The 24,293-nt window shown below is 63.8% G+C and carries 16 protein-coding genes and 2 riboswitches; of the genes, 11 read left to right on the top strand and 5 right to left on the bottom strand.

The window, feature by feature from the left end:
• The first annotated feature begins 48 nt into the window (after positions 1-48).
• Both ACODRW_RS17330 and ACODRW_RS17325 read left to right on the top strand, forming a co-directional pair.
• Positions 49-1,389, top strand: coding sequence for an amino acid permease (locus ACODRW_RS17330; protein ID WP_227107177.1), 1,341 nt, complete (start codon positions 49-51; stop codon positions 1,387-1,389).
• A 141-nt stretch (positions 1,390-1,530) separates the two neighbouring features.
• Complete coding sequence (locus ACODRW_RS17325) at positions 1,531-2,283, top strand: M15 family metallopeptidase (RefSeq protein ID WP_488906294.1); 753 nt, start codon at positions 1,531-1,533, stop codon at positions 2,281-2,283.
• Positions 2,284-2,326: 43 nt separating this feature from the next.
• Here ACODRW_RS17325 and ACODRW_RS17320 read toward each other — a convergent pair whose 3' ends face one another.
• Entirely contained in the window at positions 2,327-4,009 is a 1,683-nt protein-coding gene (locus ACODRW_RS17320) for a dihydroxyacetone kinase family protein (protein WP_488906293.1), read from the bottom strand.
• Positions 4,010-4,254: 245 nt separating this feature from the next.
• Positions 4,255-4,346: riboswitch (glycine riboswitch) on the top strand.
• Positions 4,347-4,360: 14 nt separating this feature from the next.
• Positions 4,361-4,457: riboswitch (glycine riboswitch) on the top strand.
• 41 nt (positions 4,458-4,498) lie between these two features.
• Between ACODRW_RS17320 and gcvT the strand changes: the two genes are divergently transcribed.
• The 4 genes from gcvT to ACODRW_RS17300 all read left to right on the top strand — a co-directional run bounded on the left by gcvT (position 4,499) and on the right by ACODRW_RS17300 (position 12,640).
• Entirely contained in the window at positions 4,499-5,587 is a 1,089-nt protein-coding gene (gcvT, locus tag ACODRW_RS17315; protein WP_227107183.1) for a glycine cleavage system aminomethyltransferase GcvT, read from the top strand.
• Positions 5,588-5,660: 73 nt separating this feature from the next.
• The gene (gene gcvH / locus ACODRW_RS17310) at positions 5,661-6,047 is read left to right on the top strand and encodes a glycine cleavage system protein GcvH (RefSeq protein ID WP_107798347.1); all 387 of its coding nucleotides are present in this window, start codon (positions 5,661-5,663) and stop codon (positions 6,045-6,047) included.
• Positions 6,048-6,170: 123 nt separating this feature from the next.
• On the top strand, positions 6,171-9,023 hold the full coding sequence (gcvP, locus tag ACODRW_RS17305; protein ID WP_107798348.1) for an aminomethyl-transferring glycine dehydrogenase: 2,853 nt from the start codon (positions 6,171-6,173) through the stop codon (positions 9,021-9,023).
• A gap of 176 nt (positions 9,024-9,199) precedes the next feature.
• Positions 9,200-12,640 carry an EAL domain-containing protein gene (locus ACODRW_RS17300; protein ID WP_488906292.1) on the top strand — a complete coding sequence of 1,147 codons (3,441 nt, stop codon included), beginning with the start codon at positions 9,200-9,202 and terminating at the stop codon, positions 12,638-12,640.
• Here the strand turns inward: ACODRW_RS17300 and ACODRW_RS17295 are convergent.
• Positions 12,621-13,397 carry a substrate-binding periplasmic protein gene (locus ACODRW_RS17295; RefSeq protein WP_370646609.1) on the bottom strand — a complete coding sequence of 259 codons (777 nt, stop codon included), beginning with the start codon at positions 13,395-13,397 and terminating at the stop codon, positions 12,621-12,623. The two genes, ACODRW_RS17300 and ACODRW_RS17295, sit on opposite strands and share 20 nt — an antisense overlap.
• A gap of 187 nt (positions 13,398-13,584) precedes the next feature.
• Here ACODRW_RS17295 and ACODRW_RS17290 point away from each other — a divergent pair, with 187 nt between their 5' ends.
• On the top strand, positions 13,585-15,168 hold the full coding sequence (locus tag ACODRW_RS17290; protein ID WP_107798351.1) for an ABC transporter substrate-binding protein: 1,584 nt from the start codon (positions 13,585-13,587) through the stop codon (positions 15,166-15,168).
• Positions 15,169-15,815: 647 nt separating this feature from the next.
• Positions 15,816-16,466, top strand: a complete 651-nt coding sequence (locus ACODRW_RS17285; protein WP_107798352.1) for a TetR/AcrR family transcriptional regulator — start codon at positions 15,816-15,818, stop codon at positions 16,464-16,466.
• Positions 16,467-16,603: 137 nt separating this feature from the next.
• Here ACODRW_RS17285 and ACODRW_RS17280 read toward each other — a convergent pair whose 3' ends face one another.
• Both ACODRW_RS17280 and ACODRW_RS17275 read right to left on the bottom strand, forming a co-directional pair.
• On the bottom strand, positions 16,604-18,025 hold the full coding sequence (locus tag ACODRW_RS17280) for a sensor histidine kinase (protein WP_488906291.1): 1,422 nt from the start codon (positions 18,023-18,025) through the stop codon (positions 16,604-16,606).
• Positions 18,026-18,691 carry a response regulator gene (locus ACODRW_RS17275; RefSeq protein WP_488906290.1) on the bottom strand — a complete coding sequence of 222 codons (666 nt, stop codon included), beginning with the start codon at positions 18,689-18,691 and terminating at the stop codon, positions 18,026-18,028. It lies immediately after the preceding gene.
• Positions 18,692-18,814: 123 nt separating this feature from the next.
• Here ACODRW_RS17275 and ACODRW_RS17270 point away from each other — a divergent pair, with 123 nt between their 5' ends.
• From ACODRW_RS17270 to ACODRW_RS17260, 3 genes are all read left to right on the top strand, one after another.
• On the top strand, positions 18,815-19,906 hold the full coding sequence (locus ACODRW_RS17270) for an ABC transporter substrate-binding protein (protein ID WP_107798355.1): 1,092 nt from the start codon (positions 18,815-18,817) through the stop codon (positions 19,904-19,906).
• A gap of 101 nt (positions 19,907-20,007) precedes the next feature.
• Entirely contained in the window at positions 20,008-21,753 is a 1,746-nt protein-coding gene (locus ACODRW_RS17265) for an ABC transporter permease (RefSeq protein ID WP_235089731.1), read from the top strand.
• Complete coding sequence (locus tag ACODRW_RS17260; RefSeq protein ID WP_227107199.1) at positions 21,746-22,816, top strand: ABC transporter ATP-binding protein; 1,071 nt, start codon at positions 21,746-21,748, stop codon at positions 22,814-22,816. The genes ACODRW_RS17265 and ACODRW_RS17260 overlap by 8 nt, the downstream gene beginning before the upstream one ends.
• 307 nt (positions 22,817-23,123) lie before the next feature.
• On the opposite strand, the gene ACODRW_RS17255 is transcribed toward ACODRW_RS17260, so the two are convergent.
• A complete protein-coding gene (locus ACODRW_RS17255) occupies positions 23,124-24,269 on the bottom strand; it encodes a porin (RefSeq protein ID WP_488906289.1) in 1,146 nt (381 codons plus the stop codon).
• Positions 24,270-24,293: the final 24 nt, after the last annotated feature.

Below are 24,293 nucleotides of genomic sequence, written 5' to 3'. Positions count from 1 at the left end.
GCGCGCGCGGCGCGCCCGTCAATCGGCAGGCCCGATGGAGACCAAGCCTTGAGCAATACCAATTTAGACAGCAAGACCAAGACCCGGGCGCTGGGCGTATGGATGTGCACCGCCTTGGTGGTGGGCAATATGATCGGCTCCGGCGTGTTCCTGCTGCCCGCGTCGCTGGCGCCGTTCGGCGGCGTGTCGATGATAGGCTGGCTGCTCACCGCCGCCGGCGCGATCTGCCTGGCCTTGGTGTTTGCCCGGCTGGCGGCCATCCTGCCCAAGGAAGGCGGGCCGTACGCCTATATTCACGAAGCCTTCGGCGGTTTCGCCGGCTTCTGGATCGCCTGGGGCTACTGGATTGCGCTGTGGGCCGGCAATGCGGCCCTGGCGGTGGCCGCCACCAGCTATATGCAGGTATTCGTTCCGGCGCTGGGCCACAATAATGTGTTGGCCGGCGTGTTCGCCATCAGCCTGATCTGGATCGTCACCTGGATCAACAGCCGCGGCGCGCGCAGTTCCGGCCTGGTGGCGGTGACGACCACCTTGCTCAAGCTGTTGCCGCTGGCCGCCGTCACTTTCATCGGCTTTTTCCACATGCAGCCGGACAATATCGTGTTCAACCCTCACGACAAGCCGCTGCTCAGTTCGGTGTCCGCCACCATGGCGCTGACCCTGTGGGCCTTTCTGGGGCTGGAATCGGCGTCGGTGCCGGCAGGCGACGTGATCGAGCCGGAAAAAAACATTCCGCGCGCCACGGTGCTGGGCACCCTGATCGCCACCGTGCTCTACATCCTGTCCACGGTGGCCTTGATGGGCTTGATGCCGCCGGCGATGCTGGCCGCCTCCCAGGCGCCCTTCGCCGACGCCGCCCGGCTGATGTGGGGCGATTGGGGCTATTACCTGGTGGGTTTCGGCGCCATCGTGTCCTGCTTCGGCGCGCTCAACGGCTGGAGCCTGATGCAGGCGCACGTGCCGGCCGCGGCCGCGCACGACGGTCTGTTTCCCCGCCGTTTCGCCCAGATGAACCGCGAGGGCGTGCCCATTTTCGGCCTGCTGCTGTCCAGCGGGCTGGTGACGGTGCTGATGGCGATGAAGTACGCCGGCGGCGACGGCGGCGTCAAGATTTTCGAGTTCATCATCCTGCTGGCCACCGCCACCACTTTGCTGCCCTACGCCTTTTGCTCGATGGCCTTGCTCGCCATCATGCTGATGCGCCCCCAGCAGTTCCAGCGCAAGGACTTCCTGGCGCCGCTGTGCTTCGCCGGCGTGGGTTTCGCCTATTCGGTCTGGGCCTTGTACGGCTCCGGCGCCGACATCGTGATGTGGGGCATGATTCTGCTGCTGCTGGGCTTGCCGGTCTATGTCTGGCAGGTGAAGGAGCGTTACGCCGATCCTTCATGAAGGAGAGGCAATGTCGGATCCCAAACGCGGCTTAGGCCGCGTTTTCTTTTTGCGCAAGCCTATCGTCATGAGTAAACGGGCTTGCCTATGCCGCCGGCTGGTGGCCTACTAGGGCGCTTTGCTTTCAGACCGGGAGTTGCCATGAGGATAAGCGCCGCCGATCACGCGCTCGTCGACATCGATTTCACCTATCCGCTGCCGGACGCGCAGACGCTGGCGCGGATGCGGGCGGAGAACGCGCCCTGCGCGCTTGAGCGCGCGGACGGCCTGTTTCCGGAAAACAGCTATTACCGCGCCGGCCGCAAAGGCTGCGCCGAAGGCATGTCGGCGCGGTCCTTTGTCGCGAGCCGCTTGCGCGAGACGGCGGCGCGGCTGGCGCCGGAGTACGGTTTGCTGCTGTTCGACGCCTACCGCAGCCGCGAAACCCAGGCGGATCTGTTTCAGATGGTGCTGGACGATGTGCGCGCCGCGCACCCGGACTGGGACGCGGCGGCGGTGGAGCGGCAGGCGCGACTGTTCGCCGCCCACCCGGACGACACCGCCCGTTTCGCGGTGTTGCCGCACAATTCCGGCGGCGCCGTGGACCTGGCGATCTGCCGGATGGACACGGGCGAGATCTGCGATTTCGGCACGGCCTTCGATGCGGCGGAGCCGGCGTCGCGCACCGATTTCTTCGAAGCGCCGCATGATCCGGCCCTGGGTTTTTCCTCCGAGCGCTGGCTGACGGTGCGTCACAATCGCCGCGTCTTGTTCAATCTGATGAAGCAGGCCGGTTTCAGCAATTATGCCGAGGAATGGTGGCATTACGATCTGGGCGACTGCCTGTGGGGGCAGGCGCTGGGCGTGGATTGGATCTATCCGTCGATGGAGGCCGAGCCGGAGAGACCGGCCTGATCGCCAGGGCCGCCGCGGGGGCGCGGCGGCCCATGGCCTGGCGCTAGCCGGTCAGCGCCTTCAACCAGACCAGCGCGGCGCTGGCACCCGCGTCCGGCACGCCCAGCGCCCGTTCGCCCAGATAGCTGGCCCGGCCCAGGCGCGGCCGCATGGAGGCGGTTGCCGCGCAGCCGCGCTCCGCCGCTGTCAGCGCCGAACGCCAGGCCGTCTCTGGAGTCTGTCCGGCGTCCAGGGCGGAGGCGAAAGCGTCGGCGGCGGGGGACAAGGCGTCCAGCATGGTGCGGTCGCCCACTTGCGCGCCGCCCAGTTCCGCGACGGCGGCGACGCCGTCCAGAAAGGCGGCCGCCCAGTCCTTCGGGGTGGGCGGGGTCGTCGTGTCCAGCCGCCGCGCCGCGCGCAGCAGGGCGGTGGAGTAGAAAGGCCCGGAACTGCCGGCGATGGCTTGGCGCAAGGCCTGGCCGACCGCGCGCAGCGCCGTGGCGGGGTCGCTCCATGCGCTGTCGGGCAAGGCCCGGATCGCGGCCGCGCCGCGCTGCATGCTGACGCCCAGATCGCCGTCCCCGGCCGCGCCGTCCAGTTCGGTCAACAGCGGCTCGGCGGCGTCCAGCGCGTCGGCCGCGGCCCAGGCCGCGGTGCGCAAACGGGGATCGGCCGCGGCGGCCGAGGGCGTGAAAGCGTCGCGCGGCGGCGCGGCGCGCAGCTGGCGTTGCGCCGGCAGACGGCCTGAGCCGGGCCAAGCCGGCGCCAGGGTGGTTTGATCCAGCCAGTTGAGGCGCTGTTCGTCCAGCGCCATCAGGGACAAGGAGCAGCCGGGCATTTCCAGCGCGGTCATGAAGTTGCCGCTCCAGGCGCGTTCCACCTGTAGGCCGCGCAGGCGCAGATGAGCCAGCGCGGCGCGGGCGACGATGGCCAGCTCCATCGGCGGCGTGCCGCCCAGGCCGTTGACCAGCAGCGCCACCCTGTGTCCCGAGCGCCAGCCGCGGTCTTGCAAGATGGCATCCAGCAGCGTTGCGCACAAATCGGCGGCCGATGGCGTCGCCACGCGGCGCACGCCGGCTTCGCCGTGTATGCCCAGGCCCAGTTCCGCCTCCCCGCTGTCCAGTTGAAAACCGGGGAGGCCGGTGGCCGGCACCGTGCAGGCGCCCAGGCCCACGCCCATGGTGGCCACTTGTTCCGCAGCCTGCCGCGCAGCGGCGGCGACCTCGGCCAGGCCGGCGCCGGAGGCGGCCGCCGCGCCGGCGATCTTGTGCACCAGCACCGTGCCGGCGATGCCGCGCCTGCGCGCCGGCTCCACGGTGTCGCGAAGCGCCACGTCGTCGGCCACCACCACGCTGTCGACGGCGATGCCCTCGGCGCGGGCCAGTTCCGCCGCCAGGCCGAAGTTGAGCCGGTCGCCGGTGTAGTTCTTGACGATGAGCAGCACGCCCTTGGGGCCGGCGACGGCGCGGATCGCCGCCAGCACGGTGTCTACGCTGGGCGAGGTGAACACGTCGCCCACCGCGGCGGCGTCCAGCATGCCGTGGCCGATGTAGCCGGCGTGGGCCGGTTCGTGGCCGCTGCCGCCGCCGGAAATCAGCGCCACCTTGTCGCGCAGGCCGCCGGCGGGAAGGTCCGCCCGCAGCAAGACGTTTTCTTCCTCGAGCAGCGCCAGGCCGGGCAGGGTGTCGGCCAGGCCTTCCAGCATCTCCCGCGCCACATGGCGCGGATCGTTGATCAGTTTTCGCATCGCGGTTTCCTTTCCAGATCGGATAGAGATCGTGCTTGGTCAAGATGGATGTCATCTTACGATCAGCGCCGGCGCAATGGGGTGGTCATCTATTTTTTGATCGATAAGGAAATGAAATATGTTCGTAATCGATCTTAAACGAAGCAATGCCGGTTCAATGTTTTGCGATTTCGAATATTTTAAGTCATTGTTTAAGTTGAAGATAAACACGGCTTGCCAAGCCCCGGCCCAGCAACCATAATCTGGCTCGTCATGCAGGAGAGAGTGGCCGTCCGCGCCACCGCCGAAGGCGCAAGCGCACCCGCAATCGCTCAGGCAAAAGGACTGCATCATCGGACTGGCCGCAGCCAGTTCGCCGAATCTGGAGAGCGGCATCCGCGGATGCCCACCGAAGGGGCTAACGGCCGCAAGGCCGGAAAATCTCAGGTGCAGGGACAGAGGGGTGTAGGGAATAGAGCAACACTACACGCTTTTGCTAAGGACGCACCGATGACGGCCCCGAAACGCACCCCCCTGTTTGAATCCCATATCGCCGCCGGCGCCAAGATGGTCGATTTCGCCGGCTGGGAAATGCCCATCCATTACGGCTCCCAACTCAAGGAACATGAGATCGTGCGCAGCGACGCCGGCATGTTCGACGTTTCCCATATGACGGTGCTGGACATCAGCGGCCCGGACGCCAAAGTCTGGCTGCAGCGCTTGATCGCCAACGACGTGGCCAAGCTCGGCTTCGAAGGCAAGGCGCTGTATTCCGGCATGCTCACCCCCGACGGCACCGTGGTGGACGATCTGATCGTCTATCTGACCTCCTACGGCTACCGCATGGTGATCAACGCCGGCACCACCGACAAGGACCTGGCCTGGATGGAAGGGCGCAAGGCGGATTTCGACGTGGACATCAAGGTGCGCCGCGATCTGTCCATCCTGGCGGTGCAGGGCCCGCAGGCCATCGCCAAGGTCTGCGCGGTCAAGCCCGAGCTCGCCGACGTTATCCAGGCCTTGAAGCCCTTCCAAGGCCAGCCCGCCGGCGATTGGTTCTACGCCCGCACCGGCTACACCGGGGAAGACGGCCTGGAGGTGATGCTGCCTGGCGTCGAGGCCGCGGCCTTCTTCCAGCAACTGCAGGCCGCCGGCGTGGCGCCGATCGGTCTGGGCGCGCGCGACACCCTGCGCCTGGAAGCCGGCATGAATCTCTACGGCCACGATATGGATGAAACCGTTTCCCCGCTGGAGGCCGGCATGGGTTGGACCATCGCCTGGGAACCGGCGGAGCGCGATTTCATCGGCCGCAAGGCGCTGGAGGCGCAGAAAGCCGCCGGCCTGAAAACCAGGCAAGTGGGCCTGGTGCTGGAAGGCCGCGGCGTGCTGCGCGAAGGCCTGAAAGTGGTGGTGGAAGGCGTAGGCGAGGGCGTGATCACCAGCGGCACCTTCTCGCCCACCCTCAAACACTCCATCGCGATCGCGCGCGTGCCGGCCGGCACCGGCGATACGGCGCTGGTGGACCTGCGCGGAACCTTGACCGAGGTGCGCGTGGTCAAAATGCCGTTCGTGCGCAACGGCAAAAAAGTTTTCGCCTGAGCGGCGTGCTTGGGCAGGCCGCGCGACGCGGCCGGGAATATCGTTTAAGACCTGGATTTGACTGGAGACACTCATGAGCAACATCCCCGCCGAACTCAAATACGTTGAAAGCCACGAATGGCTGCGCCTGGAAGCCGACGGCTCCGTGACCGTGGGCATTACCGAGCACGCGCAGGAACTGCTGGGCGACATCGTTTTCGTCGAATTGCCGAAAGTGGGCGCCAAGCTCGCCAAGGAAGAGCAGGCCGGCGTGGTGGAGTCGGTGAAAGCCGCTTCCGACATCTACTGTCCGATTGCCGGCGAAGTGCTGGCCATCAACGAGGAACTGGAAGCCGAACCGGAACTGGCCAACGGCGAGCCCTACGGCGCCGGCTGGTTCTTCAAGATCAAGCCGGCGGATCCGGCGGACCTGGACGCCCTGATGGACGCCGCCGCCTACGCCAAGGAAATTGGCGCCTGATGGTGAAAACCGCCTCGCAGTCCTAATCGACCGCGAGGCGTTTTTTTCGCCCGGATATCCAGCAACACCCGATTGGCCGCGCAAGCCGCGGCGCGGACGGCAAGCACAGAAGGCCCCGTACTCATGTCTCTCTCCGAACTTTTCAACCGCAAAGAATTCATCTCCCGCCACATCGGCCCGTCCGACGCCGAGCGCGAGCAAATGTTGGCCGCCATCGGCGTGGCCTCCATCGATGAACTGGTGGCGCAGACGCTGCCGGCCGACATTCACCTGAACCGCAAGCTGGAGCTGCCGGATCCGATGCCGGAAGCCGAGGCGCTGGCCGCGCTGAAGGCCGTCGCCGCCAAGAACGTGGTCAATAAATCCTTCATCGGCCAGGGCTATTACCCGGTGCTGACTCCGACGGTGATCCTGCGCAATCTGCTGGAAAACCCGGGCTGGTACACCGCTTACACTCCGTATCAGGCCGAGATCGCCCAGGGCCGTCTCGAAGCCTTGCTGAACTTCCAGCAAATGGTGATAGACCTGACCGGTCTGGAACTGGCCAACGCCTCCTTGCTGGACGAGGCCACCGCCGCCGCCGAGGCGATGGCGATGGCGCGCCGCGTGTCCAAGGCCAAGTCCGGCCAGTTCTTCGTAGACAGCCGCGTGCTGCCGCAAACCCTGGACGTGATGCGGACCCGCGCCAAGTACTTCGGCTTCGAGCTGGTGCAGGGCCATCCGGAAGAGGCGGGCAAGGGCGAATACTTCGGCGCCTTGTTCCAATATCCGGGCGAAGCCGGCGATCTGATCGACCTGACCCCGCACATCGCCGCGGTCAAGGCCAAGGGCGCGGTGGCGGTGGTGGCCGCCGACATCATGGCCTTGGTGGCGTTGAAATCGCCGGGCGAGATGGGCGCGGACGTGGCCATCGGCAATACCCAGCGCTTCGGCGTGCCCATGGGCTTCGGCGGCCCGCACGCCGCTTACTTCGCCTTCAAGGACGAGATGAAGCGCTCTGCGCCGGGCCGCATCATCGGCGTGTCGGTGGACGCCAAGGGCAAGACCGCGCTGCGCATGGCGCTGCAGACCCGCGAGCAGCATATCCGCCGCGAAAAGGCCAACTCCAATATCTGCACCAGCCAGGTGCTGCTGGCCAATATCGCCGGCATGTACGCGGTGTACCACGGTCCGGAAGGCGTCAAGCGCATCGCCGCCCGCATTCACCGCCTGGCGGCCATTTTCGCCCACGCGGTCAAGGCCGCCGGCGGCAAGCTGGTGTTCGACCGCTTCTTCGACACGGTGCAGGTTGAGGCGCCCAAGGCCGAGGCGGTGTATCAGGCGGCGCTGGCCGCCGGCTACAATCTGCGCCGCGCCGGCGGCAATGTGCTGGGCGTCGCCTTCCACGAGGCGGCCAGCGAGGCCGATCTGGCTCGTCTGATCGAAATCTTCACCGGCAAGAGCGCCGACATCGCCGCGCTGGACGCCGCGGCCGCCGACGCGATTCCGGCCGGACTGAAGCGTGAATCCGCCTTCATGAGCCACCCGGTGTTCAACACCCATCATAGCGAGCACGAGATGCTGCGCTATATGAAGAAGCTGGAAAGCCGCGATCTGGCGATGAATCATTCGATGATCTCGCTGGGCAGCTGCACCATGAAGCTCAACGCCACCAGCGAAATGATCCCGATCACCTGGCCGGAGTTCGCCAATATGCATCCGTTCGCCCCGCGCGAACAGACGGTGGGCTATCTGGAAATGATCGCCGGCCTGGAAACGCAGCTGCGCGCGATCACCGGTTTCGACATCATTTCGATGCAGCCCAATTCCGGCGCCCAGGGCGAGTACGCCGGCCTGCTGGCGATCAGCCGTTACCATGAGTCGCGCGGCGACGGCCAACGCAATATCTGCCTGATTCCGCGCTCCGCCCACGGCACCAACCCGGCCACCGCGCAGATGATGAATATGCAGGTGGTGGTGGTGGATTGCGACGAGGCCGGCAACGTCGACGTCGCGGATCTGAAAGCCAAGGCCGAGCAGCATTCGGCTCAGCTGGCGGCGCTGATGATCACCTATCCGTCCACCCACGGCGTGTTCGAGCAGCCTATCCGCGAAATCTGCGCGATCATCCATCAGCACGGCGGCCAAGTGTATATGGACGGCGCCAACCTCAACGCCCAGGTGGGCTTGTGCCGTCCGGCCGACATCGGCGCCGACGTGTCGCACATGAACCTGCACAAGACCTTCTGCATCCCGCACGGCGGCGGCGGCCCGGGCATGGGCCCCATTGGCCTGAAAGCGCATCTGGCGCCCTTCATCGCCAACCACGTGGTGGCCTCGGTGCCCACCGCCCAGCCGGGCCAGACCGCGGTGTCGGCGGCGCCGTTCGGCTCCGCCTCCATCCTGCCCATCTCCTATATGTATATCGCGATGATGGGCGCGGAAGGCATGAAGCAGGCCACGGAGAACGCCTTGCTGTCCGCCAACTACGTGGCGACGCGGCTGGCCGAGCATTTCCCGGTGCTGTACACCGGTGCCAACGGCCGGGTGGCTCATGAGTGCATCATCGATCTGCGTCCGCTCAAGGCCGCCAGCGGCGTGACCGAAGTGGACGTGGCCAAGCGGCTGATGGATTACGGCTTCCACGCGCCGACCATGAGCTTCCCGGTGCCGGGCACGCTGATGATTGAGCCGACTGAGTCCGAGCCCAAGGTTGAGCTGGATCGCTTCATCGCGGCGATGGCGGCTATCCGTCGGGAAATCGACCAGGTGCAGAACGGCGTGTGGCCGGCGGACAACAATCCCTTGTGCAACGCGCCGCACAGCAAGGCCGACATCGCCGGCGACTGGCAGCGTCCGTACAGCCGCGAAACCGGTCTTTTCCCGCTGGACTATGTGCTGGAAAACAAGTTCTGGCCCAGCGTCAACCGCATCGACGACGTATACGGCGACCGCAATCTGGTGTGCAGCTGCCCGTCCACCGACAGCTACGCCTGATCCGCGCAGGCGGACGCCAAACCACCCCGGCCCTGGCCGGGGTTTTTTTACGCGTCGACGCGTCGATACGGCACTGGAGTTGAGTGGATATACGAATATCATATTTAATGAGGAATATGACGGCAGTCTTGCCGCCCTTGATCCGCGAACCCCACCGATAGGAGGCTGCGTTGGCGTTGAACGCGCAGGTTGCGATTGCCGCACCGGATTTCCAGCTGCTGTTCGAACGGGCCCCCGGCCTGTATTTAGTGCTGGATACCGATTTCAACGTCATCGCCGCCAGCGATATTTATCTGCAGACGACCTTGACCCGGCGCGAGTCCATCCTGGGGCGCAATCTGTTCGACATCTTTCCGGTCAATCCCGCCGAGCCGGAAGGCGAGGGCTCGCGCAATCTGCGCATTTCTTTGCAGCGCGTGCTGGCCACCGGGGTCGAGGACAGCATGGCGATGCAGAAATACGATATCCCGCGGCCGGACGGCAGTTTCGAAGAGCGCTATTGGAGTCCGACCAACTGGCCGGTGAAGCGCGCAGACGGCAGCGTGGCCTGCATCATTCACAGCGCGCAGGACGTCAGCGAGTTCGTGCGCCTGAAACGGAGCCAGCCGCAGCAGAGTCAGCCGGCGGAATGGCGGGCAATGGACGCGGCGGCGCTAGAAGCGGAAATGGTGAACCAGCATGCGCAAATCGCCCGGGCCAACACCGATCTGAAGGAATCCAATAACGAGCTGGCCCGCTTGAATCAGCAGATGCGCGAGCTGGATCAGATGAAGACCCGCTTCTTCGCCAATGTCAGCCATGAGTTGCGCACGCCGCTGACTCTGATTCTGGGTCAGGTAGAACGCTTTTTGACAGGCCAGGCCGAGCCGGAGGAGAGCCCCAATCTGCTGATGATCCAGCGGCAGGCGCGCATGTTGCTGCAGCAGGTCAACGATTTGCTGGACGTGGCCAAGCTGGACGCGGGGGAACTGAAGCTGCGCTACGCGCAGCTGGACCTGGCCGAGCTGGTGCGTCACGTGGCCTCTTATTTTACTTCGCTGGCCAGCGACCGGCATATCGACTATCAAGTGGCGGCGCCGAAAACGGCGTCGGCGCAGGTGGACGCGATCAAATTGCAGCGCGTATTGCTGAACCTGCTGTCCAATGCCTTCAAGTTCACGCCGGACGGCGGCCGCATTCAGATTGCGCTGGAGCTGAGAGGAAGCCAGGCCGGCATCCGGGTGCAGGACAACGGGCCCGGCGTGCCGGCCGAGATGCGCGACAAGGTGTTCGAGCGCTTCGTGCAAGTGGAGGACGGCGATTACGGCCGGCACGGCGGCACCGGGCTTGGCCTCGCTATCGTCAAAGAATTCATCGAACTGCACCATGGCAAGGTGAGCTTGTTCGCCGCGGAGGGCGGCGGCGCCTTGTTCCGCCTCAGCCTGCCTCTGTTGGCGCCGGCGGGTGCGCCGATAGAGTCGGAAGACTTGCGTCTGGACGATTTGCTGGCCGGCGGCGCGGTGCCCGCGCCCGCGTCGCCGCAGGCCGAGGGGGGCGCCGCACCGGACAAGGGCGCCCAGGCGTTGGTGCTGCTGGTGGAGGACAACATCGATATGAGCGCCTTCATCGCCGGCGCGCTGGGCAAGCATTATCGGGTGATGACGGCGCCGGAGGGCGGCCGCGGCCTGCGTTTGGCGCAGAGCGAGCAGCCGGACCTGATCATCAGCGATCTGATGATGCCGGGAATGGGCGGAGAAGAGTTTGTGTCGGCTTTGCGCGGCAACCGCCAGACCGAGGACATCCCGGTGGTGATGCTGTCGGCGCGCGCCGACGATTCGCTGCGGCTGCGTATGCTGCAGAACAGCGTGCAGGAGTTCTTGTTCAAGCCGTTTTCGGTGGCGGAGCTGCTGGCGCGGGTGGGGCGCTTGATCGGCGAGCGCCGCCGCTCGGCGATGCGCTTGAAGCAGGCGCTGTACGCAGCGGAACAAATCGCCTGGGAGCTGGACCTGGGCGACGGGGTCTTGCACGAAGAAGGGCCGGTGGGGCGGATTTTCGGGCGGGCCGAGGATTATCGTCACGACAGTCTGGACGCCTTGCTGGCGCAAATCCATCCGGAGGACCTGGACGAGTTGCGCCGGCGTTGGCAGGCCTTGCCGGCCGAGGCCGGAGAAAGCCTGCACGAGTGTCAGTTTCGCGTCGCCCTGCCGGAGGCGGGGCAGGTCTGGATGCAGGTGAGCGCCAGCCTGTGGCGGGACGAACAGGGGCGGCCGCGGCGCGCGATGGGCTTTGCCCGCGACGTGTCCACGCTGAAGCGTTCGCAGCTCAATATCGAGTTTCTCGCCAAGCACGACAGCCTGACTCAACTGCCCAACCGCGTGCAGTTGAACGAGCGGCTGCAATGGAGCTTGAGGAATCATCGGCGCTCAGGGCGGAGCCTGTATCTGCTTTTGGTGGACCTGGACGATTTCCGCTTCATCAACGACAACCTTGGGCATGAGGTGGGGGACCGCCTGTTGCGCATCGTGGCTGAACGCTTGCGCGCCTGCGTGAGCGGCCACGATCTTTTGTTCCGCATCGGCGGCGACGAATTCGTCGCCTTGGCCGAGAACGCCGCCGACGGCGCGGCCGACAGCCTGGCCGAGCAGGTGCTGGCGGCGCTGGCGGCGCCGTACCAGGACGGAGACCACCGCTATTTCCTGTCCGCCAGCATCGGCATCAGCTGCTATCCCTGCGACGCGGATACGCCGGAAGGGCTGATGCGCGATGCGGATATGGCGATGTACCGCGCCAAGTACGCGGGCAAGAACGGTTATTGCTTCTTCTCCGAGGATATGGCGGACGGCGTGCGCCAGCGCCTGCAAGTGGAGACCGGCTTGCGTCAGGCCTTGCAGCGACGGGAGCTGCGGCTGGAGTACCAGCCGCAGATGACGCTGCGCAGCCAGGACATGCTGGGGATGGAGGCGCTGTTGCGTTGGGAGCTGGACGGGCGCAAGCAGTCGCCGGCGGAGTTCATCGCCATCGCCGAAAAAACTGGCCTGATCATCGATATCGACGAGTATGTGTTTCGCAATGTCTGCAGCCAGGTGATGGCCTGGAGAGGGCAGGGCCTGCCGCCCTGGCGCGTCAGCGTCAATCTGTCGGCGCGCTTTTTCGGCTTGCCGGACGCCGTCGCGCGTTTGCGCGCGATCGCCGAGGAAAGCGGCGCGCCGCCGGAGCAATTGTGCCTGGAAATCACCGAGGGCACGCTGATGGACGCGGACAGCGCGATGAAAGCCTTGCCGACGCTCAAGCGCATGGGCTTTCACATCAGCGTGGACGACTTCGGCACCGGTTTTTCCTCGCTGTCCTATCTCAAGCGGCTGCCCATCGATGAATTGAAGATAGATCGCAGCTTCATCATGCGGCTGGACAGCGACGAGCGCGATCTGGCCATGGTGGCGGCCATCGTGTCCATGGCGGAAAGCCTGAGCCTGCAAGTGCTGGCCGAGGGCGTGGAAACCGAATCCCAGCACGCCTTGCTGCTGGCGCGAGGCTGCCATAGCGGCCAGGGCTATCTGTATTCGCGCTCCTTGCCGCCCGAGGAGCTGGTGTCCTGGTGGCGCGGCCGTTTCGAGTGTTTCACGGGGCGGGCGGATTGATGCCCGGCGCCGTTTCGCCGGGCAGCCAGCGCCGGTACAGCGCGGCGAAACTGCCGTCGCGCTTCATCTCGTCCAGCGCCTGTTGCCAGGCCTTGATCACCGCGTCCGGGGTCTGACGGGAAAAGGCGATGTAGCCGTAGGTGTGGGAAAAGGTCAGCGCCTTGCGCACTTGGGCCGGGTCGAAGCCCTGCTGGCGCAATTGATGCGGCAAGGTGGTGTTTTCGCTGACGATGACGTCGGCGCGCTTGCGCATCAACATGGTCAGCAACTGGTCCGGCGTGGCCACGGTGGCCAGGTTGGAGAAGTTCTGCGCGCTCAGCAGCTGTTGCAGATACCAGTCTCTCACCACCATGATTTGCGGCAGTTTGCGGGCGTCGTCCAGCGTTTGCAGTTTGATCGGGCTGTCGCGCCGCACAAACAGGCAGCCCAGGGTTTCGGTGACCGGGCCCACCCATTTGAACATGCGCTCCCGTTCCGGGGTGCGGTTGGTGTTGAACAGCACGGTGTTCGGCTGCTGTTGCGCCTGGCGATAGCCGCGCGCCCAAGGCACCACGGCAATGGGGTCGTGGTTGCCGACGCGGCGTTGTATCCCTTGCACCACTTCCACCACCAGGCCGGCGGCCTTGCCGTCTTGCTCGAAAGTCAGCGGTGGGTCATCCTCGGTCAGGATGTCCAGCGCAGGGCCCGGCGCCGCGCGCAGCGGCGCGGCGACAAAGCTGGTCAAAAACAGGGCAAGCAGGCAGTGGCGGCGGTTCATGTCGATGGCGCTTTGTATTCTGGCTGTCCGCTTTGACTGTAGCGGCAATTTGCGCCGGCCTCAAACTCCATGCTTGGCCGCGTCGCGAATATGAATATGCATAATCGATGGTTTGTTTTTTTCGCTTATTCGCTTAACCTTCGTTTCTGATACCGAAGATGCCATGCTGTTTGATGAGGAAATGCCGATGAACAAGCAATTGACGCTGTTGGCCCTGGCCCTGGCGCCTACCCTGGCGCTGGCCGCGCGCCCGTTGACGGTGTGCACCGACGCCAATCCGGAAGGTTTCGACGTGGTGCAGTACAACTCCCTGGTCACCACCAACGCGTCGGCGGACGTGCTGATGAACCGCCTGGTCGAATACGATCCGGCCGCCCGCAAAGTGGTGCCGGGCCTGGCCGCGTCTTGGCAGGTCAGCGACGACGGCCTCGGCTACACCTTCAAGCTGCGGCCCAATGTGGCCTTTCACTCCACCGATTACTTCAAGCCCGGCCGCAAGCTGACGGCCGACGACGTGGTGTTCACTTTCGAACGCATGCTCAATCCGGCCCATCCTTGGTACAAGAGCGCGCCGAACGGCTATCCGCACGCGCAATCCATGCAGTTTCCCAAGCTGATCAAGGCGGTGCAGAAGGTGGACGCCAATACTGTGCGTTTCGAGCTCAACTATCCGGAAGCCACCTTCCTGTCCAGCCTGACCATGGGCTTCGCGTCCATCTATTCGGCCGAGTACGCCGGGCAGTTGCAGGCGGCCGGCCGCCAGGCGGACTTGAACGCCAAGCCAATCGGCACCGGGCCCTTCGTCTTCCGCAGCTTCCAGAAGGACGCCGTGGTGCGCTACGCGCCTAATCCGGCTTATTGGGGAGCCAAGCCCAAGGTCGGCGCGCTGATTTACGCGATCACGCCGGATTCGGCGGTGCGCGCGCAGAAGCTGAGAGCCGGCGAATGCCAGCTGGCCTTGTCGCCCAAGCCGCAGGACGTGCTGGCGGCCAAGGCGGATCCCAAGCTGCGGGTTCTGCAAACGCCGGCCTTCATGACCGCCTTCGTCGCCTTCAACAGCCAGAAAAAACCGTTGAACAACCCCTTGGTGCGGCAAGCGCTCAACCTGGCTTTCGACAAGAACTCTTATCTGAAAACGGTGTTCGACAATACCGCCACCGCGGCGGACCTGCCTTATCCGCCGAATACCTGGAGCTATAACAAGGGGGCCAAGCCCTATCCTTACGATCCGGCGCGCGCCAAGAAACTGCTGGCCCAAGCCGGCTATCCCGACGGTTTCGAAACCACGGTGTGGGTGCGGCCCAGCGGCAGCACGCTGAATCCCAATCCCAAGGCGGGCGCGGAGCTGCTGCAGTCCGACCTGGCCAAGATCGGCGTCAAGGTGCAGATCAAGGTGATTGAGTGGGGGGAGCTGATCAAGCGCGCCAAGGCCGGCGAACATGAGCTATTGTTCATGGGCTGGGCCGGCGACAACGGCGACCCCGACAACTTCCTGACCCCGCAGTTTTCCTGCTCGGCGGTGCAGTCCGGCACCAATTTCGCGCGCTTCTGCGACGCCAAGCTGGACAAGCTGATCAGCGACGGCAAGAAGAGCAGCGATTTCGCCCAGCGCGCCAAGCTGTATCTGGCGGCGCAGAAGTTGATCCAGGAGCAGGCCTTGTGGCTGCCCTTGGCCCACCCCACTGCATACGCCTTGGCGAGCAAGGATTTGAGCGCTTACGCCGTCAGTCCGTTCGGGCGGGTGGACTTTGGACGAGCGCAGTTGAATTGAGCCCGGCGGGCCGGTTGTCGACGGCCGGCCCGTCAGGCTTTGTCAGCATAAGCGAGGAAATGCCGGTTAATGTTCGAATGCGAACTTGCCTGTGCATATTTCCCCGCTTTAAGTAATTCAACATCGTATTTTTGTTGAAATGTTGTTTTAACGTATTTATTTTTTCGATTAGAAACTAGCTGCTTTCTAAGGTCGACATTGCTTGAGTGTCTGCTTGTTATCTTGAGGCGGGTCGTCAAGCGGAGAAGACCGGCGGGGAGGGCGTGACGATGTCGATGACGGTCGCCGAGCATCGTCATTGCTATGGCGCGTTTTTGTTCACATCCGCGGCGATCTTGCCGCTATTTTCGCGCGTTGCGCGGACGCCACGCCGGCGGCGAGTCCATGCTGGGGGCGTCTGGCAAGACAGTAAGACGCGCAAAATGTTCCAAATCATCAAAACTACGCAATTTAATAATAGTAATTTTAATATTTGCGACCTCTTTTTAAGAGTTATTGGGAAATAACTTTAAAAAGAACAGCATTTTTCCGGCTATCCCTAGTTGAAACTACTCACTGGCCTATTTAGCGTGCGCTCGCCCTCGCTTATGGCAAAAGTTTCGCGTATCATCAGACCTTGGTTGGGATAAACATGACATAAGAATATAATGCAAACTAGACGAACACAACAAAGTCGTAGGGAGTCCACCATTGGGAAACTGGTGGAAGCGGCCATCGAGTGTCTGCTGGAGTTTGGCTATCACGGTACCAGCGTGCAGCTGATCTGCAGCCGGGCCGGCGTCTCCCAGGGAGCCCTATTCCGCCATTTCGCCACCAAGAACGAACTGATGTTGCCGGTAGGGCGCAAGGTAGTCGACGATATTTTCGAGGCCGGCCTCAAGCTGGCGGCGGAAATGTCCAGCACGATGCCGGAGGAGGAACGGATCGTCGCGCTGATGAAGGCGCTGGTGCTGTCGCCGCGTCACATCGTACTGATGGAACTGCTGATGGCGGCTCGCACCACCGCCGATCTGCGGGAAATCTTCCTGGCCAGTTCCAGCAACTACTTCCGCGACCGCTTCGTCGCCATGATGGCCTCGCTGTTTCCGCGTTACGCCATTTCCACCGGCTTCTTCGCCACCTTGCTGACCATGATGACCACCTTCCACGGCATGGCCTTGTACCGGATGCTGAACGAGCATCCCGAAGGCGACAAAATGCGAGAACAGTGGTTGCAGACCGCTCTGCGCAGCGAGCTGGAACGCATTCGCGCCGAAGGCGCGGACAGCCGCAATCCTTTATACCAACTGCCGTTTTAAGAAGCTGTTCAAAGTCCGCCGCACGCTGCGAGACGCGATGAGGCGAGCGCCGTTTCGAAACGCAGATGCGCGTATGCGCATAGCGCTTGCTCGGCGGTTTTCGTCTCCGCTCGCGAGCCCGTGAACGGGCTTCAAGCCTATCCCCTGCCGGCCGGCGGAAACTGAAGCTTGACGCTGAGGCCGCCGCCGGCGTTGCGGCTCAACTCCACGGTCGCCCCATGTCGGTGGGCGATCTCCCTGACGATGGCCAGGCCCAGGCCGCTGCCGCTGCTGGCGGCGCCGGCGATGCGGTAAAAACGCAGCCATACCTTGTCTTGTTCCGCCTCGGCGATGCCGGGGCCGTTATCGTCGACGCGCAGCCACGGCGCCGGCAGCGCCCCGGCCGCGATCGTGATCCGCGAGTCGCCGTTGCCGGAATGATAGCGGATGGCGTTGTCCAGCAGATTGCCCAGCAATTCCCGCAGCAGACCGGCGTTGCCGCGCACCCATACCGTTTCCTCCCCTTCGTAACCCAGATCCGCACCCTGGCCATGAGCCCAGGGTGCTTGTTCCAGCGCCCATTCCCTGATCCAGGCGGCCAGGTCCATATCGTCCAGTTCGATGGCCTGGCCGTTGTCCGGCTCCACCCGCGCCAGTTGCAATAGCTGGTGCACGCCGTGACTGGCGCTGTCCAGCGAGGCGAGCAATTTGTCCAGCTGCTGGCGCAATGAGGCTTCCAGCGTCTGGCGTCGCGCCAGCTCCGCCTGCGTCCGCATCACCGCCAGCGGCGTCTTCAACTGATGGGCGGCGTCGTCGATGAAGCGGCGGCGCGCCGCCTGCAATTTATGCCAGCGCACGCCCTGCTGATTCAGCGCGTCCACCAAGGGCGTCAACTCGGTGGGCAGCTCGCGGCTGGGCAGGGGGCTGAGATCGGTTTCCTTGCGCGCCACCACATTGCGCGACAAGCGGCGCAAGGGCCGCAGGCTATGGCCGACCGCCAGCAGCACGATGGCGAGCATGATGACACCGAGCAGCGCCTCCTGCGCCAGGGAGCCGATGAGCAGGGTGCGCGCCAGCTGCTCCCTGGACTCCGGGGTTTCCGCCACCTGTATCCACACGTCCTGGCTGCGCAGCGTGCTCATGTCGCGCACCGACAGCCTCAAGGTGAGCAAGCGCAGCGTTTCGCCGTGGTAGGAAATGTCCATGTAATCGGGCTGGTAGCGGATGGTCTCGCGCCGACGCGGAGGCGGCAGCGGCAGATCGTCGTAACCGGTGAGCAGCGCGCCGTCCGAGCGGCTGACGCGGTAGAACACCTTGCCGGAGGCGTTGGACTCGAACATTTGCAAGGCGAAATAGGGTATGTCCACGCTGACGGCGCCGTCGTGGGCGGCGACGCCGTCGGCGATGGCGCGGCCGGAGCTGAGCAGCATGCGGTCGAAGGCGGTGTTGGCCGCCTGCAAGGCGCGGTCGTAAGTCATCCAGCCGTCCAGCGCCAACATCAGCAGCAGCGGAACGGACAGGCCGAGCAGCAATTGCTTGCGCAAGCTGGCGGGTTTGAGGCGGGAGAGGGCGAGTCGCATTTACGGTGTGGTCAATAGATAGCCCAGCCCGCGCAAGGTGACGATGGAAACCGGCTGGCCGGCCAGCTTCTTGCGCAAGCGGTGCACATAGATTTCGATGGCTTCGGCGCTGCCGCTTTCGTCCAGGCCGAAAATCTTTTCCGACAGCTGGCTTTTGCCTATGGCCTTGCTGCCTTGCAGCATCAGCACTTCCAGCACCGCGTGCTCGCGCGGCGTCAGGTGCAGCGCGTCGCCGCTCAGCTGAAACTGGCGGCCGACGCTGTCGTAGCTGAGGGGGCCTAATTCCAGCAGCGGGCTTTCGCGGCCGTGGCTGCGGCGGATCAGCGCGCGCACCCGCGCTTCCAGTTCGTTGAGGTCGAAGGGCTTGGCCAGATAGTCGTCGGCGCCCAGGTCCAGCCCGCGCACTCGTTCTTCCACCGAGCCGTGCGCGGTCAGGATCAGCACCGGCAGCGTTTGCTTGCGGGCGCGCAGCCGGCGCAGCACCTCCCAGCCGTTGAGCTTGGGCAAGTCCAAGTCCAGGATGGCCAGCGCGTAATCCTGGGTGCGCAGCACATGATCGGCGTCGCTGCCGTTGAGCATGCAGTCCACGGCGAAACCGGCCTGGCGCAAGGCCTGGGCCAGTGATTCGGACAGGGCCGGGTTGTCTTCCACCAAGAGCAGGCGCATGGTTGGGTCACTGAAAGCGGATTGAAAGCTTTACTCTAATATCATGGCTGGGGAAGCGAAGCCAATAGAGCTGCGCGATTCGAAAGATGTCGCGAACATCTTCATCTACCTAGGAGCAACACCATGAATAGAGTCAGAAGCTTGTCCGCGCTGTGCTGCGCGCTGGGTTCCGCCGCCGCCTGGGCGGCCGTGCCCGCCGGCTATCCCGCCAGTTATCAGAATCTGGTGGACGCCGCCGTCAAGGAGGGCAAGGTGGTGGTGTATTCGGCCACCGACAGCGCCGCGGCGCGGCCCCTGATCAAGGATTTCCAGGCCTTGTATCCCGGCGTCAAGGTGGAATACCACGATATGAACAGCACCGAGATCTACAATCGCTTCATCAGCGAGAACGCCGCCAGCAGCGCCAGCGCCGACGTGGTGTGGAGCTCGGCGATGGATCTGCAAGTGAAGTTCGTCAATGACGGCTACGCCGCCAGCTACGCTTCGCCGGAGGCGGCCAATCTGCCGTCCTGGGCGCATTATCAGCAGCAGGCCTACGGCACCACTTACGAGCCGGTGGCCATCGTCTACAACAAGCGCTTGCTGAAGCCGGAGGACATCCCGCAGACCCGCGCCGATCTGGTGCGCATCCTCAAGGCGAATCCGGCTCGCTTCAAGGGCAAGGTCACCACGTACGATGTGGAGAAGTCCGGCGTCGGCTTCAACTTCCTGACCCAGGACGTCCGCCATAACGCCAACGGCGCCTGGGAACTGGCGCGCGCGCTCGGCGCCAGCGGCGTCAAACTGCAAACCTCCACCGGCGCGATGATGGAGCGGATTTCCTCGGGCGAAAACCTGATCGGCTACAACATCCTCGGTTCCTACGCTTACGCCAAGGCGAAGAAGGACCCGGCCATCGGCTATGTCTATCCCAAGGATTACACCCAGGTGGTCAGCCGGCTGGCCATCATCTCCAAGAAGGCGCGCAATCCCGGTGCGGCGCGGCTGTGGCTGGACTATTTGCTGTCCAAGCGCGGCCAGAGCGTGCTGGCCAATCAGTCCGAGCTGTTCTCGCTGCGCAGCGACGTGAGCGGCGCGGCTTCCATCGCCGCCTTGAACCAGCAATTGGGCGGCAGCGCCAAGCCCATCCAGGTGGGCACCGGTCTGCTGGTCTATCTGGACCAGGCCAAGCGGCTGGATTTCATGCGTCAGTGGCAGCAGGCGCTGAAGAAATAGCGTCCCCTTCCGGCCGTTGCGGCCGACGTTTCCAATGACTCAATCAGCCGTCCGCCGCGCGCGGACGGCGCAGAGGCCTGCGCGCAGGCCTGGGAGCAAGCATGAATTCCTCGATTAATCCGACCGCCCCCGCCGCGGCCGCCCAGCCCCGCGCGCGCGGCGGCTGGCCGCGCTGGAGCGCCGCTAGCCGCTGGCTGGTCTTGGGTGCGCTGGCCTTGCTGGTGCTGGCCCCGCTATCGCTGGTGGTCTATCAAAGCCTGCTGGATCAGCCCTTCTTCATGGCGGACAAGAATGTGGGGCTGGCCGCCTACCGCTTTGTGTTCGCCGATCCCGATTTCTGGTCCGCGCTGGGCAACTCGCTGGTGATCGCGGCCGGCATGGCGCTGATCGCCATTCCGCTGGGCGGGGTGCTGGCCTTCTTGATGGCGCGCACCGATTTGCCCGGCCGGCGCTGGCTGGAGCCCTTGTTGCTGACGCCGGTGTTCGTGTCGCCGATGGTATTGGCCTTCGGCTACGTGGTGGCGGCCGGACCGGTGGGGTTTTACTCCCTGTGGTTCAAGCAGTGGTTCGGCGTGGAAGAGGTGCCGTGGAATATTTATTCCCTGCTCAGCATCGCGGTGGTGGCGGGGCTGACCCATGTGCCGCATGTCTATCTGTACGCGTCGGCGGCGCTGCGCAATTTGGGTTCGGACGTGGAGGAGGCCGCGCGGGTGGCCGGGGCCGGTCCTTTTCGCGTGGCGCGCGACGTCAGCCTGCCGATGGTGATGCCCTCCATGCTGTTCGCCGGCGTGCTGGTGGTCTTTCTGGGGTTTGAAGTCTTCGGCTTGCCGCTGGTGTTGGGCGACCCGGAGGGCCATCTGGTGTTGGCCACTTATCTGTACAAGCTGACCAATAAACTCGGCGTGCCGTCCTATCATCTGATGGCGGCGGTAGCGGTGTGCCTGATCGCCATCACCTTCCCGCTGGTCCTGTTGCAGCGCCGCTTATTGCGCAGCGCTCAGCGTTTCGTCGCGCTCAAGGGCAAGGCCGGCCGTCAGCATCCGCTGTCGCTGGGACCGTGGCGCTATCTGGCGCTGGCCATCGTGCTGCTGTGGCTGTTCCTCACCGTGGTGGTGCCGATTTCCGGCATCGCGCTGCGCTCGGTGGTCAGCCATTGGGGCGAGGGCGTGTCCTTGCTGGAGACCTTGACGCTGGATCATTACGCCTTGGTGTTCGAGGAGGACAACATCGTCCGCGCCATCGTCAACACCCTGGGCGTCGGCATCATCGGCGGCGCGCTGGCGGTGGGCTTTTATACCCTGGTCGGTTTCGCCGGACATCGCCGCAATGATTGGGGCGCTCGTCTGTTGGACTATCTGGTACTGCTGCCGCGCGCGGTGCCGGGCATCCTGGCAGGCCTGGCCTTCCTGTGGGTGTTCCTGTTCGTGCCCGGCCTGCAGGGCGCCAAGAACAGCATGCTGTCGATCTGGCTGGCTTACACCGTGGTCTGGCTGGCCTATGGCATGCGTCTGGTGCAGAGCGCCCTGTTGCAAGTGGGGCCGGAGCTGGAAGAGGCCGCCCGCACCGCCGGGGCCAGCCAGCGGCGGACCAGTCTGGACGTGACCTTGCCCTTGATCCGTTTCGGCCTGCTGTCCAGCTGGCTGCTGATCTTCATGATTTTCGAGCGGGAGTATTCGACCGCGGTGTATTTGCTGTCGCCGGGCACCGAAGTGATCGGCTCCTTGCTGGTGTCCTTGTGGGCCACCGGCGCGGTGGACCAGGTGGCGGCCTTGTCGGTGATCAATATTCTGATGGTGGGCGCCGGCTTGGCGCTGGCCTTGCGTCTGGGAGTGAAACTGCATGACTAAGCTGAGCGTGCGCGATCTGCATCTGAATTATGAGCAGAATCCTATTTTGAAGGGTGTTTCCTTTGATCTGGCCGCCGGCCAGGTGGTGTCCTTGCTTGGCGCTTCCGGCAGCGGCAAAACCACTTTGCTGCGCGCCATCGCCGGGTTGGAACAGCCGTCGGCCGGTCAAATCCTGTTGGACGGCCGCCCCTTGTACGACGCGTCCGCCGGTTGCAACCTGGCGGTGGAGCAGCGTTCTCTGGGCCTGGTGTTCCAGTCTTACGCCTTGTGGCCGCACCGCACCGTGGCGCAGAACGTCGGCTATGGCTTGAAGCTGCGCCAGACCCCGACGGCGGAGATCGCCGCGAGGGTGAGGCAGATTCTGGACAAGCTGGGGCTGGGGCATTTGGCCGAGCGCTATCCGCATCAATTGTCCGGCGGTCAGCAGCAGCGCGTGGCTATCGCCCGCGCGCTGGTCTACAACCCGCCGGTAATTCTGCTGGACGAGCCCTTGTCCAATCTGGACGCCAAGCTGCGCGAAGAGGCGCGCGCTTGGTTGCGCGAACTGATCGTGTCGATGAACCTGTCCGCCTTGTGCGTCACCCATGACCAGGGCGAGGCGATGGCGATGTCGGACCAGATTTTGTTGTTGAAGAACGGCCGCATCGAACAGGCCGGCAGTCCTACCGACTTGTATTCCGCGCCGGCTTCCCTTTATACCGCGCAATTCATGGGCGCCAACAATACTTTGCGGGCCAAGGTGGCGGCCAGAAACGGCGACAGCGTGACCTTGCAGGGCGAGGGCTGGCAGCTGCGCGCCACCGCGAGGCAGGCACTGGAGGTGGGGCAGCAGGCCGAGGCGGTGATCCGCTTGGAGCGGCTGAGGGTGCAAGACGAGCCCGGCGGCAACAGCTTGCCGGCGCGGCTGATCGCATCGATGTATCTGGGGGATCGCTGGGAATACCTGTTGCAGCACGGCGACCTGCGCTTGCGCGCCTTTGGGCAGCAGGCTAGGTCTAACGGCGAGTGCTGGGCGGAGTTCGGGCTGGAGGACACCTGGGCGTTCGAGGCCGCTTCGGCCTGAGAGGTTCTGTGTGCTTGTTCGGTCGGGGGCAAGCTTGGCTTGCCCTTTTTCATGGCCGCTTGTTTGGGAGGCGGGAGAACGGTTGAAACCTGGGCTAAGGGAGCTTCACCTATTGTTGAGCAGAGCCGAGATTAGGGGACGGAGTATGTGGTCCCGGTTCGGTTTGGTGTGGCGTTTCTAGACTGTGTGCCTTTGGCCGCCATTGTTTAATCTGATGGTGAATAGAACGTCTAAGCAATGAAAAAGGCCCGCTTGCACGGGCCTTTCTCTCATTCATGTTCGTAGGTTCTTGCGTCGAACCGACAAATTAGAATGCGTGGATCATGTTTACGCCAACGGCCTTCAGGTCGTTGTTTTTGACGGTGTTGTCGCCGCTCTTAACGTCGAGCACACCGAACTGGGCACCGAAGGTGGTGCGCTTGGAGATCGCGTAGTCAACACCCAGTACATACTGGTTGTAGCCGCTGTTACCCAGTTTCTTGCCACCCAGCTCAACCTTGTCGCCGTGGGCGTAGCTGAATTTCGGGGTGAAAGCGCCCAAGGTGTAGGCAGCGGTCAACGAGTACTCACGAGTCTTGTACTTGTCGTTTTGACCAACGTTGTTCAGATCGGAAGACGGCACGCCGTTGATGACTGCGTTAGCCCAAGTGCTGCCAACGATGTCCAGGCCACCTTTTTGCTGCTGGTAACCGAAGGCAACCAGCAGGTTGTTGGCGTTGTAGCCAACTTCCAGACGGTGCTTGTCATTGGAGGTGCTGTTAACCGAAGGAACGGCAGTCAGGCCTGCGCCAGCAACTTTGTCTACGGAGTACTTGTTGTTAGCATCGTAATAGATGTTGTAGGCGGACTGAGCTTTGCTCTCGTGGATGTACGCGTACTTACCGAAGAAGCCGCTGTTTTCGTAGCCGATGCCAACGATAGCGCTTTCACGAGCTTGGGTATTTTTGCTCTTGTCTTCTTTGGTGCCGTATTGCAGGGCAGCGCTGAAGCCAGCGATGCTCGGCAGGTCGTAGCGGATGGAGTTCTTCAGACGGGTACCGTCACGAGTGAACACGCCCAGGCCCAGTGCGTCGCTGCCGTATTCCCAGCTGTCAACGATGCCCATGTCGCTGTCCAGGAAGTTGGACACGTTGCCCAGACGCAGGGTGCCCAGATCGCTCTGCAGGCCTACGAAGGAGTTACGGTTGGCGAAAGTACCGGTGGAGGAGCTGGACTTGGAAGCGCCGTCAACGCTGAAGCCGGTTTCAACTTGCCAGATAGCCTTCAGACCGTTGCCCAGGTCTTCCTTGCCTTTGAAGCCGATACGGGAACCCAGGTCGTCGATGTTGGTGATCTTGGTGGAACCATCGTCAACGTATTCAACGCCGCCTTTGATTTTGCCGTAGATGGTCACGTCAGCGAAAGCTGCAGCCGGCAGAGTAGCTACCAGCAGGGCGATCAGACTCTTTTTCATGGTCAAGTCATCCTTTTATATGGG

Source organism: Chromobacterium sp. FG89 (assembly GCF_057808735.1).
This window is presented reverse-complemented; position numbering and strand designations above follow the sequence as displayed.

Excerpts from the sequence above, each read along its gene's own strand:
- ACODRW_RS17325 (WP_488906294.1), top strand. The coding sequence starts at position 1,531 with ATGAGGATAAGCGCCGCCGATCACGCGCTCGTCGACATCGATTTCACC.
- ACODRW_RS17320 (WP_488906293.1), bottom strand. The coding sequence starts at position 4,009 with ATGCGAAAACTGATCAACGATCCGCGCCATGTGGCGCGGGAGATGCTG.
- gcvT (WP_227107183.1), top strand. The coding sequence starts at position 4,499 with ATGACGGCCCCGAAACGCACCCCCCTGTTTGAATCCCATATCGCCGCC.
- gcvH (WP_107798347.1), top strand. The coding sequence starts at position 5,661 with ATGAGCAACATCCCCGCCGAACTCAAATACGTTGAAAGCCACGAATGG.
- gcvP (WP_107798348.1), top strand. The coding sequence starts at position 6,171 with ATGTCTCTCTCCGAACTTTTCAACCGCAAAGAATTCATCTCCCGCCAC.
- ACODRW_RS17295 (WP_370646609.1), bottom strand. The coding sequence starts at position 13,397 with ATGAACCGCCGCCACTGCCTGCTTGCCCTGTTTTTGACCAGCTTTGTC.
- ACODRW_RS17290 (WP_107798351.1), top strand. The coding sequence starts at position 13,585 with ATGAACAAGCAATTGACGCTGTTGGCCCTGGCCCTGGCGCCTACCCTG.
- ACODRW_RS17285 (WP_107798352.1), top strand. The coding sequence starts at position 15,816 with ATGCAAACTAGACGAACACAACAAAGTCGTAGGGAGTCCACCATTGGG.
- ACODRW_RS17280 (WP_488906291.1), bottom strand. The coding sequence starts at position 18,025 with ATGCGACTCGCCCTCTCCCGCCTCAAACCCGCCAGCTTGCGCAAGCAA.
- ACODRW_RS17275 (WP_488906290.1), bottom strand. The coding sequence starts at position 18,691 with ATGCGCCTGCTCTTGGTGGAAGACAACCCGGCCCTGTCCGAATCACTG.
- ACODRW_RS17270 (WP_107798355.1), top strand. The coding sequence starts at position 18,815 with ATGAATAGAGTCAGAAGCTTGTCCGCGCTGTGCTGCGCGCTGGGTTCC.
- ACODRW_RS17265 (WP_235089731.1), top strand. The coding sequence starts at position 20,008 with ATGAATTCCTCGATTAATCCGACCGCCCCCGCCGCGGCCGCCCAGCCC.
- ACODRW_RS17260 (WP_227107199.1), top strand. The coding sequence starts at position 21,746 with ATGACTAAGCTGAGCGTGCGCGATCTGCATCTGAATTATGAGCAGAAT.
- ACODRW_RS17255 (WP_488906289.1), bottom strand. The coding sequence starts at position 24,269 with ATGAAAAAGAGTCTGATCGCCCTGCTGGTAGCTACTCTGCCGGCTGCA.